The sequence below is a fragment of the Pseudomonas sp. W5-36 genome (genome assembly GCF_046540455.1).
Classification (GTDB): domain Bacteria; phylum Pseudomonadota; class Gammaproteobacteria; order Pseudomonadales; family Pseudomonadaceae; genus Aquipseudomonas; species Aquipseudomonas graminis_B.
The window spans coordinates 279620-293560 of sequence record NZ_JAXCIQ010000001.1; the positions used below are offsets into that span (position 1 = coordinate 279620).

At 59.7% G+C, this 13941-nt stretch carries 14 protein-coding genes; all 14 read left to right on the plus strand.

Translation table 11 applies throughout. The features are described from left to right. Positions 1–123: 123 nt before the first annotated feature. The 14 genes from tsf (at position 124) to rnhB (ending at position 13905) form a co-directional block, all read left to right on the plus strand. Entirely contained in the window at positions 124–987 is an 864-nt protein-coding gene (gene tsf / locus SLW74_RS01220) for a translation elongation factor Ts (protein ID WP_296309204.1), read from the plus strand. A 221-nt stretch (positions 988–1208) separates the two neighbouring features. Continuing rightward, positions 1209–1952: a UMP kinase gene (pyrH, locus tag SLW74_RS01225; RefSeq protein WP_037014256.1), complete on the plus strand. Its 744-nt coding sequence runs from the start codon at positions 1209–1211 to the stop codon at positions 1950–1952. Further along, a complete protein-coding gene (gene frr / locus SLW74_RS01230) occupies positions 1949–2506 on the plus strand; it encodes a ribosome recycling factor (RefSeq protein ID WP_065989845.1) in 558 nt (185 codons plus the stop codon). Before pyrH ends, frr begins: the two co-directional genes overlap by 4 nt. A gap of 16 nt (positions 2507–2522) precedes the next feature. Beyond that, entirely contained in the window at positions 2523–3278 is a 756-nt protein-coding gene (gene uppS, locus SLW74_RS01235) for a polyprenyl diphosphate synthase (RefSeq protein ID WP_065989844.1), read from the plus strand. After that, the gene (locus SLW74_RS01240; protein ID WP_410927891.1) at positions 3278–4096 is read left to right on the plus strand and encodes a phosphatidate cytidylyltransferase; all 819 of its coding nucleotides are present in this window, start codon (positions 3278–3280) and stop codon (positions 4094–4096) included. The genes uppS and SLW74_RS01240 overlap by 1 nt, the downstream gene beginning before the upstream one ends. Next, a complete protein-coding gene (gene ispC, locus SLW74_RS01245) occupies positions 4093–5283 on the plus strand; it encodes a 1-deoxy-D-xylulose-5-phosphate reductoisomerase (RefSeq protein WP_192132175.1) in 1191 nt (396 codons plus the stop codon). Before SLW74_RS01240 ends, ispC begins: the two co-directional genes overlap by 4 nt. An 87-nt stretch (positions 5284–5370) precedes the next feature. Beyond that, positions 5371–6723, plus strand: coding sequence for an RIP metalloprotease RseP (gene rseP / locus SLW74_RS01250; protein WP_410927892.1), 1353 nt, complete (start codon positions 5371–5373; stop codon positions 6721–6723). Positions 6724–6798: 75 nt separating this feature from the next. Continuing rightward, entirely contained in the window at positions 6799–9177 is a 2379-nt protein-coding gene (gene bamA / locus SLW74_RS01255) for an outer membrane protein assembly factor BamA (RefSeq protein ID WP_122622963.1), read from the plus strand. Between the two features lie 46 nt (positions 9178–9223). Continuing rightward, a complete protein-coding gene (locus tag SLW74_RS01260) occupies positions 9224–9727 on the plus strand; it encodes an OmpH family outer membrane protein (protein WP_037014235.1) in 504 nt (167 codons plus the stop codon). Between the two features lie 4 nt (positions 9728–9731). After that, positions 9732–10787: a UDP-3-O-(3-hydroxymyristoyl)glucosamine N-acyltransferase gene (gene lpxD, locus SLW74_RS01265; RefSeq protein WP_410927893.1), complete on the plus strand. Its 1056-nt coding sequence runs from the start codon at positions 9732–9734 to the stop codon at positions 10785–10787. Between the two features lie 112 nt (positions 10788–10899). Further along, entirely contained in the window at positions 10900–11340 is a 441-nt protein-coding gene (gene fabZ / locus SLW74_RS01270; RefSeq protein ID WP_037014232.1) for a 3-hydroxyacyl-ACP dehydratase FabZ, read from the plus strand. Then, complete coding sequence (gene lpxA / locus SLW74_RS01275; RefSeq protein WP_065989832.1) at positions 11337–12113, plus strand: acyl-ACP--UDP-N-acetylglucosamine O-acyltransferase; 777 nt, start codon at positions 11337–11339, stop codon at positions 12111–12113. The genes fabZ and lpxA overlap by 4 nt, the downstream gene beginning before the upstream one ends. A 2-nt stretch (positions 12114–12115) precedes the next feature. Next, complete coding sequence (lpxB, locus tag SLW74_RS01280) at positions 12116–13252, plus strand: lipid-A-disaccharide synthase (RefSeq protein ID WP_410927894.1); 1137 nt, start codon at positions 12116–12118, stop codon at positions 13250–13252. An 11-nt stretch (positions 13253–13263) separates the two neighbouring features. Beyond that, entirely contained in the window at positions 13264–13905 is a 642-nt protein-coding gene (rnhB, locus tag SLW74_RS01285) for a ribonuclease HII (RefSeq protein ID WP_410927895.1), read from the plus strand. The last annotated feature ends 36 nt before the right edge of the window (positions 13906–13941 follow it).

The window sequence follows — 13941 nt, forward strand, 5'->3', positions numbered from 1 at the left end:
GAAAACCATCTGACGTTGCCATCGATCTTATTGTCATGTGCAGCAGTCACCATGGATTTTCAAGAATTTGAACGCCCGTATTGCGGGTGGAATGGTTGAAGACCTATCCAAGAGGATTTTGAAATGGCAGAGATTACTGCAGCGTTGGTCAAAGAACTGCGCGAGCGTACCGGCGAAGGCATGATGGATTGCAAAAAGGCCTTGACCAAGGCTGGCGGCGACATCGAAAAAGCCATCGACGACATGCGTGCTTCGGGCGCAATCAAGGCAGCCAAGAAAGCAGGCAACGTTGCTGCTGAAGGCGCCATCGCCATCAAGGACGACGGTAAAGCCGCAGTCCTGATCGAAGTCAATTCCCAGACCGACTTCCTGGCTCTGCAGGATGACTTCAAGGCATTCGTCGCTAAAAGCGTCGAGAAAGCCTTCGCTGACAAGCTGACCACCGCTGAGCCTCTGGTTGAAGCGATGGAAGCTGATCGTCTGGTTCTGGTCGGCAAGGTTGGCGAGAACGTCAACATCCGTCGTCTGGCGCGCATCGAAGGCGACGTTCTGGGTTCGTACCTGCACGGCAACAAGATCGGTGTGGTTGTCGTCCTCAAGGGCGGCGATGCAGAGCTGGCCAAAGACATCGCGATGCACGTAGCAGCGACCAACCCTGAGTTCCTGCTGCCTTCGGACGTTTCCCCGGAAGCGATCGAGCGCGAGAAGAATGTCTTCATGCAACTGAACGAAGACAAGCTGAAAGGCAAACCTGCTGAAATCGCCGAGAAGATGGTTGGCGGTCGTATCAGCAAGTTCCTGGCTGAAGCCAGCCTGGTTGAGCAAGCGTTCGTCAAGAACCCGGAAATCAAGGTCGGTGAACTGGCCAAGAAAGCCGGCGCTGAAATCGTTTCCTTCACCTACTTCAAGGTAGGCGAAGGCATCGAGAAGCCAGTCGACAACTTCGCTGAAGAAGTCGCTGCTCAAGTAGCTGCAAGCAAGCAATAAGACGGTTTCCAACTGTCGCCCCGAAGAGGCTGCCCGCTCACGCGCGCAGCCTCTTTGTCAAAGCGGTACGCGGAATTGTTATTGCTGCACGGAATTTGTTTTTGCAGGAAGTTGGGCCTACGAGGCTGCAATTCCCTGAAGCAGTGACCTAGAGTTAGCGCAGGTCGAAAACGGCCCGCAACTCGAACGATTTTTTTCAAACGCCGCAGGAGAGATTCGCAATGGCTCAGCAGGGCAGTGGCTATCAAGCTCGCTATAAACGCATTCTACTCAAGCTCAGCGGCGAGGCCCTGATGGGGTCGGAAGAGTTCGGCATCGACCCCAAGGTGCTGGATCGCATGGCCCTTGAAGTTGGTCAGTTGGTCGGCATCGGCGTTCAGGTCGGCCTGGTCATCGGTGGCGGTAACCTGTTCCGCGGCGCAGCGCTGAGCGCGGCCGGCATGGATCGGGTCACTGGCGACCACATGGGCATGCTGGCCACCGTAATGAATGCGCTGGCCATGCGTGACGCGCTGGAGCGCGCCAACATCTCGGCCATCGTGATGTCGGCCATTTCCATGGTGGGCGTGACCGATCACTACGACCGTCGCAAAGCCATGCGTCACCTGAATGCCAAGGAAGTCGTGATTTTCGCGGCCGGTACCGGCAATCCGTTCTTCACCACGGATTCAGCAGCGTGCCTGCGCGCGATCGAGATCGACGCTGATGTCGTGCTGAAAGCAACCAAGGTCGATGGTGTGTACACTGCCGATCCATTCAAGGACCCGCATGCCGAGAAGTTCGATCGTCTGACCTATGACGAAGTGCTGGATCGCAAGCTGGGTGTAATGGATCTGACAGCCATCTGTCTGTGTCGTGACCACAAGATGCCACTGCGTGTCTTCAATATGAACAAGCCCGGCGCCCTGCTGAACATCGTGCATGGCGGCGCGGAAGGTACTTTGATCGAGGAAGGCGAACAATGATCAACGAAATCAAGAAAGACGCTCAAGAGCGGATGAAGAAATCCCTTGAGTCCCTGGCCCATGCATTCGGCCAGATCCGTACCGGCAAGGCCCACCCGAGCATTCTCGGCAGTGTGATGGTGCCGTACTACGGTTCCGACACCCCGTTGAGCGGCGTGGCCAACGTGACCGTGAAGGACTCCCGTACGCTGCAGGTCGTGGCGTTCGAGCGCAACATGCTTTCTGCGGTCGACAAGGCCATTCAGAGTGCTGGTCTGAACCTCAACCCGACCAACCTGGGCGAGATGCTGTTGATCTCCATGCCTGCTCTGACGGAAGAGACACGCAAGGGTTTCACCAAGCAGGCACGCAGTGCCGCAGAAGACGCTCGCGTTGCCGTGCGTAACATCCGTCGTGACGCTTTGGGTGAGCTGAAGAAGCTGGTCAAGGACAAGGAAATCAGCGAAGACGAAGAGCGCCGTGCTGCTGCCGACATCCAGAAGCTGACGGACAAGGCTGAGGCTGACATCGACGCCGCGACCAAGTCCAAAGAAGCGGACCTGATGGCCGTATAAGGGCCGGGAAGCTTTCATGGATAAGACAAAGCTGGCTGCGCCGGCATCGGTGCCGCGTCATGTCGCGATCATCATGGATGGGAACAACCGTTGGGCCAAAAAGCGCCTGCTACCCGGTGTAGCGGGCCACAAGGCCGGGGTCGATGCTGTTCGTGCCGTGATTGAAGTCTGTGCAGAGGCCAAGGTCGAAGTGCTGACCTTGTTCGCGTTCTCCAGCGAGAACTGGCAGCGCCCGGCGGAAGAGGTCGGCGCGCTGATGGAGTTGTTTTTCACGGCGCTGCGTCGCGAAACCAAGCGCCTGAACGAGAACGGCATCAGTCTGCGCATCATCGGCGACCGTTCGCGGTTTCATCCCGAGCTTCAGGCCGCCATCCGCGAAGCCGAGCAGCGCACGGCTGAAAACAGCCGCTTTGTTTTGCAGATTGCCGCCAACTACGGCGGTCAGTGGGATATCGCTCAGGCAGCCCAGCGGCTGGCCCGTGAAGTTCAGGCAGGCCACTTGCGGCCGGACGACATCACTCCGGAGCTTCTGCAGACGTGCCTGGCCACTGGCGATCTGCCGTTGCCCGACCTCTGCATCCGCACGGGCGGCGAGCACCGCATCAGCAACTTCCTGCTCTGGCAGCTGGCCTATGCCGAGCTGTATTTCTCCGACCTGTTCTGGCCGGACTTCAAACACGATGCCATGCGCACTGCGCTGGCCGATTTCGCTTCTCGCCAACGCCGCTTCGGGAAAACCAGCGAGCAGGTAGAAGCTGGAGCCCGCGCTTAATGCTTAAACAACGAATCATCACTGCGCTGATCCTTGCGCCGCTGGCCCTGTGCGGTTTCTTCCTGCTCGAAGGCGGCAGCTTTGCATTGTTCATTGGTGCAGTCGTCGTGCTCGGCGCATGGGAGTGGGCGCGTCTCTCCGGCTTCGAGGCGCAATCTTCCCGCGTTCTGTACGCCGTGGTGGTCGCTGCGCTGCTGTTTCTGTTGTACCTGTTGCCCGACCTCGCGCCTTGGTTGCTGGTAGCGGCGCTGATCTGGTGGCTGGTGGCAACCTGGCTGGTGCTGACCTATCCCGAGTCCAGCGAGCACTGGTCCAGTGCCATCTGCAAGCTGCTGATCGGTTTGCTGATACTGCTGCCGGCGTGGCAGGGTCTGGTGCTGATCAAGCAAATGCCGCTGGGCAACTGGCTGATCCTGTCGGTGATGATTCTGGTGTGGGGTGCCGACATTGGCGCCTATTTTTCCGGCAAGGCATTCGGCAAGCGCAAGCTGGCACCGAAGGTCAGCCCGGGTAAAAGCTGGGAAGGCCTTTATGGTGGTCTGGCGGCGTGCCTGCTGATCACTGCGGCGGTGGGTGTCTATCGCGGCTGGTCGCTGGGCGAAATCATCTTCTCGCTGGTGTGCGCGGCGATCGTCGTGCTGATCTCGGTCGTCGGTGACCTCACTGAGAGCATGTTCAAGCGCAAATCCGGGCTCAAGGACAGCAGCAACCTGCTTCCGGGCCACGGTGGTGTGCTGGATCGCATCGACAGCCTGACCGCTGCCATTCCGGTGTTCGCACTGCTGCTCTGGGCTGCCCAGGACTGGGGCGTGATGTGAGTACGCCTCAGCTCATTACCGTGCTTGGCGCGACGGGCTCGGTCGGGTTAAGTACGCTGGACGTCATCGCACGGCACCCGTCGCGGTACCAGGTGTTTGCCCTGACGGGCTACACGCGTCTGGCCGAGCTGCTGGCGTTGTGCGTTCGCCATACCCCGCAATTCGCCGTGGTTCCGACGACAGCCGCCGCGCGGCAGTTGCAGGACGACCTGCGCGCCGCGGGTCTCGATACCCGCGTGCTGGTGGGGGAGGGCGGGCTCTGTGAAGTGTCTGCACACCCTCTGGTGGATACCGTGCTGGCCGCGATCGTCGGTGCCGCCGGTTTGCGTCCGACCCTGGCCGCTGTCGAGGCGGGCAAGAAGGTCCTGCTGGCCAACAAGGAAGCGCTGGTCATGTCCGGCGCCTTGTTCATGCAGGCTGTTCGTCGCAGTGGGACGGTGCTGCTGCCGCTCGACAGCGAACACAACGCGATCTTCCAGTGCTTGCCGCGTGATTACGAAAGCGGTCTCGAGAAGGTTGGCGTCAGGCGCATTCTGCTGACCGCATCCGGTGGCCCGTTCCGGCAGACACCGCTCGCCGAGCTGGAGCACGTTTCCCCGGATCAGGCCTGCGCCCATCCCAACTGGTCCATGGGCCGCAAGATTTCCGTCGATTCCGCCAGCATGATGAACAAGGGCCTTGAGCTGATCGAAGCCTGTTGGCTGTTCGACACGACGCCCGCGCGGATCGAGGTGGTGATTCACCCTCAGAGCGTGATCCATTCGATGGTCGATTACGTCGACGGTTCGGTGCTCGCGCAGCTGGGTAATCCCGACATGCGTACGCCGATTGCCCACGCGCTGGCCTGGCCCGAGCGTATCGACTCAGGTGTCTCGCCGCTGGATCTGTTCAGCATCGCGCGGCTGGACTTCGAGGCACCGGACGAAGTGCGCTTCCCATGCCTGCGTCTGGCACGGCAAGCTGCTGAGGCGGGCGACAGTGCACCTGCAGTACTGAATGCTGCCAATGAAGTCGCGGTCGCGGCGTTTCTGGACAAGCGCATTCGCTACCCGGAAATCGCGAGTATGATCGACGAGGTTCTGAACCTCGAGCCCGTCGTCGCCGTGTCCGAGCTGGAGACGGTTTTCGAGATCGATGCGCGAGCGCGTGCGCTGGCTGAGCAATGGCTAGGGCGCAATGGTCGCTAGGCAGTCGGTTCAGGCAGTAATGTTTCTTATGATTCGCAGGCAATGTGGGCTTCAACGCACCGCTAGATCGGTACCCGGAGAGCAGCGATGAGCGCGCTATACATGATTGTCGGCACCCTGGTTGCGCTGGGCGTGCTGGTGACGTTTCACGAGTTCGGCCACTTCTGGGTGGCCCGCCGCTGTGGCGTCAAAGTCCTGCGTTTTTCGGTGGGCTTTGGCATGCCGTTGTTGCGCTGGAGTGATCGCAAGGGCACCGAATACGTCGTGGCGGCGATTCCGCTCGGCGGCTACGTGAAAATGCTCGACGAACGGGAGGGCGACGTCCCCCCCGAGCTGGCTGATCAGTCTTTTAACCGCAAGTCGGTCTACCAGCGTATCGCTATCGTGATTGCCGGCCCGGTCGCCAACTTTCTGCTGGCGATTGTATTTTTCTGGGTACTCGCCATGCTGGGCAGCCAGCAGGTTCGGCCCGTCGTGGGCGGTGTCGAGCCAGGCAGTATTGCGGAAAAGGCCGGGCTGAATTCCGGTCAGGAAATTGTCTCGGTGGATGGCGAAGCCGTCACCGGGTGGGCCGGCGTGAACCTGCAACTGGTGCGTCGCCTGGGTGAGAGCGGCAGCATCGCGTTGAAGGTTCGCGAGCAGGGTTCTGACATGGAAACCCCACGTTCGCTGGTGCTCAACGACTGGCTCAAGGGCGCAGCCGAGCCGGACCCTATTCGTTCGCTGGGTATTCGTCCATGGCGTCCAGCCCTGCCGCCGGTTCTGGCAGAGCTCGATCCGAAAGGCCCTGCACAAACCGCAGGTCTTAAAACCGGTGACCGTCTGCTGGCCCTTAATGACGAGCCTGTCGACGAATGGCAGAAGGTCGTGGACTGGGTTCGTGTCCATCCCGACACGCGGATTTCCGTGCGCGTCGAGCGTGACGGCGCTCAGCTGAATGTGCCTGTCGATCTGGTTACACGGGGCGAAGGCGCTGCGGCGACCGGGTATCTGGGTGCGGGCGTGAAAGGTGTGGATTGGCCGCCGGAGATGTTGCGCGAGGTGAGCTATGGCCCTGTAGCCGCCGTGGCAGAAGGCGCGCGGCGTACCTGGACCATGAGCGTGCTCACGCTCGATTCGCTGAAGAAAATGTTGTTCGGCGAGCTCTCGGTAAAAAACTTGAGCGGACCGATAACCATTGCTAAAGTGGCGGGCGCTTCGGCCCAGTCAGGCGTAGGTGACTTCCTGAATTTCCTCGCTTATCTGAGCATAAGCCTGGGTGTTCTCAATTTGCTGCCCATACCCGTGCTGGATGGGGGGCACTTGCTGTTTTATCTGATCGAGTGGGCGCGTGGTCGACCACTGTCAGAGAAGGTGCAGGGCTGGGGGGTTCAGATCGGTATCAGTCTGGTGGTTGGAGTGATGTTGCTCGCACTGGTCAACGATCTGGGACGACTGTAAAAGCTACGCCGAATTGTGAATCTGCCGCATTTTGCGGCAGTTTGTTTATTGCCAGTTGGAATAAGAAAGGACTTCATGAAACGTCTGCTGCTAACTGCGGTTCTTGCCGTACTGATGATCGCCGAAGTTCACGCCGAGTCCTTCACTATCTCCGATATCCGTGTCAACGGTCTGCAGCGGGTTTCCGCCGGCAGCGTGTTTGGCGCGCTGCCGTTGAACGTGGGTGAACAGGCCGATGATGGGCGTCTTGTCGACGCAACTCGCGCGCTGTTCAAAACCGGATTTTTCCAGGACATCCAGCTGGGCCGCGACGGCAACGTCCTGGTCATCACAGTTGTCGAGCGTCCGTCGGTTTCGAGTATCGAGATCGAAGGCAACAAAGCGATCACCACTGAGGACCTGATGAAGGGTCTGAAGCAGTCGGGTCTGGCCGAAGGCGAGATTTTCCAGCGTGCAACGCTGGAAGGCGTGCGCAACGAGCTGCAACGTCAGTACGTTGCACAGGGCCGCTACTCTGCAGAAGTCGCCACCGAAGTCGTGCCGCAGCCGCGTAACCGTGTGGGTCTGAAGATCAACATCAACGAGGGCGCAGTTGCCGCCATCCAGCACATCAACGTGGTGGGCAACTCGGTCTTCCCTGAAGACGATCTGGTGGATCTGTTCGAACTGAAGACCACCAACTGGCTTTCGTTCTTCAAGAACGACGACAAGTACGCCCGTGAGAAGCTTTCCGGTGACCTGGAACGTCTGCGTTCGTACTACCTCGACCGCGGCTATATCAACATGGATATCGCCTCGACTCAGGTATCCATCACGCCCGACAAGAAGAGCGTGTACATCACCGTCAACATTCATGAAGGCGAGAAGTACAGCGTCAAGTCGGTCAAGCTGAGCGGTGACCTCAAGGTCCCTGAAGATCAGGTCAAATCGCTGCTGCTGGTCAAGCCGGGCCAGGTGTTCTCCCGTAAGGTGATGACCACCACCTCCGAGCTGATCACCCGCCGTCTGGGTAACGAGGGTTACACCTTCGCCAACGTCAACGGTGTGCCGACCCCGAACGATGAAGACCACACGGTCGATATCACTTTCGTCGTCGATCCGGGCAAGCGTGCTTACGTCAACCGCATCAACTTCCGTGGCAACACCAAGACAGCAGACGAAGTGCTACGTCGCGAAATGCGTCAGATGGAAGGCGGCTGGGCCTCCACTTACCTGATCGACCAGTCCAAGACCCGTCTTGACCGTTTGGGCTTCTTCAAGGAAGTGAACGTTGAAACCCCGGCGGTGCCTGGAACCGACGATCAGGTAGACGTGAACTACGCCGTTGAAGAGCAGGCGTCCGGTTCGATCACCGCCAGTGTCGGCTTTGCGCAGAGCGCGGGTCTGATCCTTGGTGGCTCCATCAGCCAGAACAACTTCTTGGGTACGGGTAACAAGGTCAGCATCGGCCTGACCAAAAGCGAATATCAGACCCGTTACAACTTCAGCTACGTCGATCCGTACTTCACACCGGACGGTGTGAGCCTTGGCTACAGCGCGTTCTACCGCAAGACCGACTACGACGACCTTGACGTCGACGTAGCGAGCTATTCGGTTGACAGCCTGGGTGCCGGCATCAACATGGGCTACCCGATCAGCGAGACTTCTCGCCTGAACTTCGGCCTGTCGGTACAGAAGGATGAGCTGAGCACCGGTAAATACACCGTTGATGAGATCTTCGACTTCATCGAGAAGGAAGGCGACAGCTTCACCAACTTCAAGGCGTCGGTGGGCTGGTCCGAGTCGACACTCAACAAAGGCACGTTGCCGACCCGTGGTAGCTCCCAGAGCCTGACCCTGGAAACCACCATTCCGGGCAGCGACCTGTCGTTCTACAAACTTGATTATCGCGGTCAGCTGTTCCACCCGATCACCAACAACTACACCCTGCGCCTGCACTCGGAGCTTGGTTATGGCGACGGTTATGGTTCCACGTCTGGTCTGCCGTTCTACGAGAACTACTACGCCGGTGGTTTCAACTCGGTTCGCGGCTTCAAGGACAGTACGCTCGGTCCGCGCAGCACGCCAAGTCAAGCCAACGATCGAAAAGGTACCTTGGCAGACCCGGATCAAGATCCACTGCCATTCGGTGGTAACGTCCTGATCACCGGTGGCGCAGAAATCCTGTTCCCGCTTCCGTTTATCAAGGATCAACGTTCGCTGCGCACGTCGCTGTTCTGGGATGTGGGTAATACGTTCAGCACCAACTGCGGCTCGCAGAAGACCACGCTCGACAAACAAAAAGTCGAATGCAACGGCCCTGATCTCTCCGGCCTGGCGAGCTCCGTCGGTGTCGGCGTGACGTGGGTGACTGCACTGGGTCCGTTGAGTTTTGCCCTGGCGATGCCGGTCAAGAAACCGGACGACAGCACCGAAACCCAGGTCTTCCAATTCTCTCTCGGTCAGACCTTCTAAGGGTCTGATCACTGCTAACGAAAACGGATTCTGTAGGAGTTACATCGTGCGTAAGTTGACCCAATTGGCATTGCTGGCAACGGTTCTGATCGCAGGCCCGGCATTTGCTGACATGAAAATCGCAGTACTGAACTACCAGATGGCCCTGCTCGAATCCGACGCAGCCAAACGGTACGCCGTGGATGCAGAGAAGAAATTCGGTCCCCAGCTGACCAAACTCAAGGCTCTGGAAAGCAGCGCCAAAGGCATTCAGGATCGTCTGGTCGCCGGTGGCGACAAAATGGCCCAGCCTGAGCGCGAGCGTCTGGAGCTGGACTTCAAGCAAAAGGCCCGTGACTTTCAGTTTCAGTCTAAAGAGCTGAACGAAGCCAAGGCAGTCGCTGACCGCGACATGCTCAAGCAACTCAAGCCGAAGCTGGACCAGGCGGTAGAAGAAGTCATCAAGAAAGGCGGCTTTGACCTGGTGTTCGAGCGCGGTGCCGTGATTGACGTCAAGCCGCAATATGACGTCACTCGCCAGGTTATCGAGCGCATGAATCAGCTGAAGTAAGTTAATGACCGCGACCATCACACTCGGCCAATTGGCCGAGTTCCTCGGCGCCACCCTGCGTGGCCCGGCGGACAAGCAAATCACAGGACTGGCGACCTTGCAGGAAGCCGGTCCTGATCAGGTCAGTTTTCTGGCCAATCCTCAGTACCGAAAATTCCTCGCGACCACCCAGGCCGCTGCCGTGCTGCTCAAGCCGGCGGATGCGGAAGGATACGCCGCCGACGCATTGCTGGTGCCTGATCCTTACCTTGCATACGCCCGTATTTCCCATCTGTTCGATCCCAAGCCCAAAGCTGCCGTCGGCGTACACCCGACTGCCGTAGTGGCCGCAGGCGCGTTCGTCGACCCGGCGGCCAGCGTCGGCGCTTATGCGGTCATCGAGAGCGGCGCACGGATTGCGGCGGGCGTGACCATTGGTGCGCAGTGCTTCATCGGTGCGCGCAGCGTGATCGGCGAGGGCGGCTGGCTTGCCCCCCGTGTCACGCTGTATCACGACGTCCGTATCGGGCAGCGTGTGGTGATCCAGTCCGGTGCGGTGTTGGGCGGTGAAGGTTTTGGTTTCGCCAACGAGAAAGGCGTCTGGCAGAAGATCGCGCAGATCGGCGGCGTGACCATCGGTGACGATGTCGAGATTGGCGTCAACACCGCCATCGACCGCGGCGCCATGGATGACACCCGTATCGGCAATGGCGTGAAGCTGGATAACCAGATTCAGATCGCCCACAACGTCCAGATCGGCGATCACACGGCCATGGCCGCGTGTGTCGGCATTTCGGGCAGCGCGAAGATCGGCAAGCATTGCATGCTCGCCGGCGGTGTAGGGCTGGTGGGGCATATCGAGATTTGCGACGGGGTTTTCGTCACCGGCATGACCATGGTCACCCGGTCGATCACCGAGCCCGGCTCGTATTCTTCGGGGACGGCGATGCAGCCGGCTGCGGAGTGGCGCAAGAGCGCGGCACGCATGCGTCATCTCGACGACATGGCGCGACGCCTGCAGCACCTGGAAAAGATTGTCGAGGCAGTGACCTCAGGCGGTAAAGCTTCATCTGATGGCTGATACCTTTTTCTTATCAAGCGTGCACAGCCGATAAACTGCCTCCTTGATTTGCTAGAGGAGTGACGCGCGTTAGTCGCGCCCTCCCACTCTTTACTACAGGCTTCCTTTCGAAATGATGGACATCAACGAAATCCGCGAATATCTGCCGCACCGTTACCCGTTCCTGCTTGTGGACCGTGTGGTGGAGCTGGATGTCGAGACCAAGAGCATTCGTGCCTACAAGAACGTCAGCATCAACGAGCCTTTCTTCAACGGTCACTTTCCGCAGCACCCGATCATGCCTGGCGTGCTGATCATTGAGGCCATGGCTCAAGCTGCCGGCATCCTGGGTTTCAAGATGCTCGATGTGAAGCCTGCCGATGGCACCCTGTATTACTTCGTCGGCTCCGACAAGCTGCGCTTCCGCCAGCCCGTGCTGCCGGGTGATCAGCTGATCCTCGAAGCGAAGTTCCTGAGCTGCAAGCGGCAGATCTGGAAGTTCGAGTGCCAGGCATCGGTTGATGGCAAGCCGGTGTGCTCGGCTGAAATCATCTGTGCGGAACGCAAACTATGAGTTTGATTGACTCTCGCGCAATCATCGATCCGACGGCCGTGCTGGCCGACAATGTGGAGGTCGGCCCGTGGTCGATCGTCGGACCTGGTGTGGAAATCGGCGAGGGTACAGTGATCGGTCCGCATGTGATCCTGCGCGGCCCGACCAAGATCGGTAAACACAACCACATCTACCAGTTTTCTTCGGTAGGTGAGGACACGCCTGATCTGAAATACAAAGGTGAAGCGACGCGTCTGGTAATCGGTGACCACAACGTCATCCGCGAAGGCGTGACGATCCACCGTGGCACCATTCAGGACCGTGCGGAAACCACCCTGGGTGACCACAACCTGATCATGGCCTACGCGCACATCGGCCATGACAGCGTCATAGGCAATCACTGCATTCTGGTCAACAACACGGCGTTGGCCGGTCATGTGCACGTGGATGACTGGGCCATTCTGTCCGGGTTTACCCTGGTGCATCAGTATTGCCACATCGGCGCGCACAGCTTTTCCGGCATGGGCACTGCCATCGGCAAGGACGTTCCGGCGTTTGTTACCGTGTTTGGCAACCCGGCCGAAGCCCGCAGCATGAACTTCGAAGGCATGCGTCGTCGGGGGTTCTCCGAGGAAGCGATTCATGCGCTGCGCCGCGCCTACAAGACCGTCTACCGTCAGGGCCTGACCGTGGAACAGGCGATCGTCGAGCTGAGCGAACCCGCTGCGCAGTTCCCCGAAGTCGAGCTGTTCCTCACGTCCATCCAGTCTTCGACTCGCGGCATCACCCGCTGACCATGGCTCGCTTGCGTATTGCGCTGGTGGCCGGAGAGGCCTCCGGCGACATTCTCGGCTCCGGCTTGATGCGTGCGATCAAGGCGCGGCATCCGGACGCCGAATTCATCGGTGTCGGCGGGCCGCTCATGGAAGCCCAGGGCATGACGTCGTATTTTCCGATGGAGCGCCTGTCGGTCATGGGCCTCGTGGAGGTGCTGGGTCGCCTCAAAGAGCTGCTCGCCCGGCGCAAGTTGCTGATTCAGACCCTCATCGACGCAAAGCCGGACGTGTTCATCGGTATCGACGCGCCGGATTTCACCCTCACTATCGAGCTCAAGCTTCGTCAGGCCGGCATCAAGACCGTACATTACGTCAGCCCCTCGGTGTGGGCGTGGCGGCAGAAGCGTGTCCTGAAAATCCGCGAAGGCTGCGACCTGATGCTGACCCTCCTGCCGTTCGAAGCTCGTTTTTACGAAGAGAAGGGCGTGCCGGTGCGCTTTGTCGGGCATCCGCTGGCCGACGCCATTCCGCTGCAGGCGGATCAACGGGCCGCGCGTGCGGAACTTGGCCTGGGCGAAGGCCCGGTGGTTGCATTGATGCCGGGCAGTCGCGGTGGCGAAGTCGGACGCCTCGGTGCGCTGTTTTTTGACGCAGCCGAGCGCCTGCTGGCCGCGCGCCCCGACATCCGTTTCGTGCTGCCCTGCGCCAGCCCTCAGCGCCGTGAACAGATTGAGCAACTTCTGCAAGGCCGCGATCTTCCGCTCACCCTGCTCGACGGCCAGTCCCACGTGGCGCTGGCCGCGTGCAATGCCGTGCTGATCGCTTCCGGCACAGCGACCCTGGAAGCGTTGCTGTACAAACGACCGATGGTGGTTGCCTATCGTATGGCGCCACTGACTTACTGGATACTCAAGCGGATGGTGAAAAGCCCGTACGTGTCGCTGCCGAACTTGCTGGCCCAGCGGTTGCTGGTCCCGGAGCTTCTGCAGGACGCGGCGACCGCCGAAGCTCTGGCGCAGACGCTGTTGCCGTTGCTGGATAACGGCGACGCACAGACGGCTGGCTTCGACGCGATTCACCGAACCTTGCGTCGCGATGCGTCCAATCAGGCCGCCGAAGCGGTGTTGAACCTGATTGGCGCAACGCCTTCACAATGAGCAGGCAATCAATGCAAATGGGTCTGGACTTCAATCTTGTCGAGGATCTGGTCGCCGGTGTCGACGAAGTCGGCCGCGGCCCACTGTGTGGCGCCGTTGTCACTGCGGCTGTCATTCTTGATCCCAAGCGTCCGATTCTGGGCCTGAACGATTCGAAGAAGCTCACCGAAGCCAAGCGCGTAAGACTGTTCGACGAGATCTGCGAGAAAGCGCTGTGCTGGCACATCGCGCGGGCCGAGGTCGAAGAGATCGATGAGCTGAATATTCTTCACGCCACCATGCTGGCGATGAAGCGCGCGGTAGAAGGCTTGATCATCACGCCGAAGCTGGCGCTGATCGACGGCAATCGCTGCCCGCAGCTGTCGGTGCCCAGCGCGCCGGTCATTCAGGGCGATGCTCACGTGCCGGCCATTGCCGCCGCCTCGATTCTGGCCAAGGTCAGTCGCGACCGGGAAATGGCGCGCATGGAGCTGCTTTATCCGGGCTACGGCATCGGCGGCCATAAAGGTTATCCCACCGCCGTGCACCTCGAAGCACTGGCGCGGCTGGGGCCTACGCCGATTCATCGGCGTTCGTTCGGTCCGGTCCGTCAGGCCTGGGCTGCACGGGACATGATGGTCTCCACCGGTTTTATGTCGCTGCCACTCAGTTGATCGCGGGCTGATGTTTTTCTGAATGGCCGGTACAAT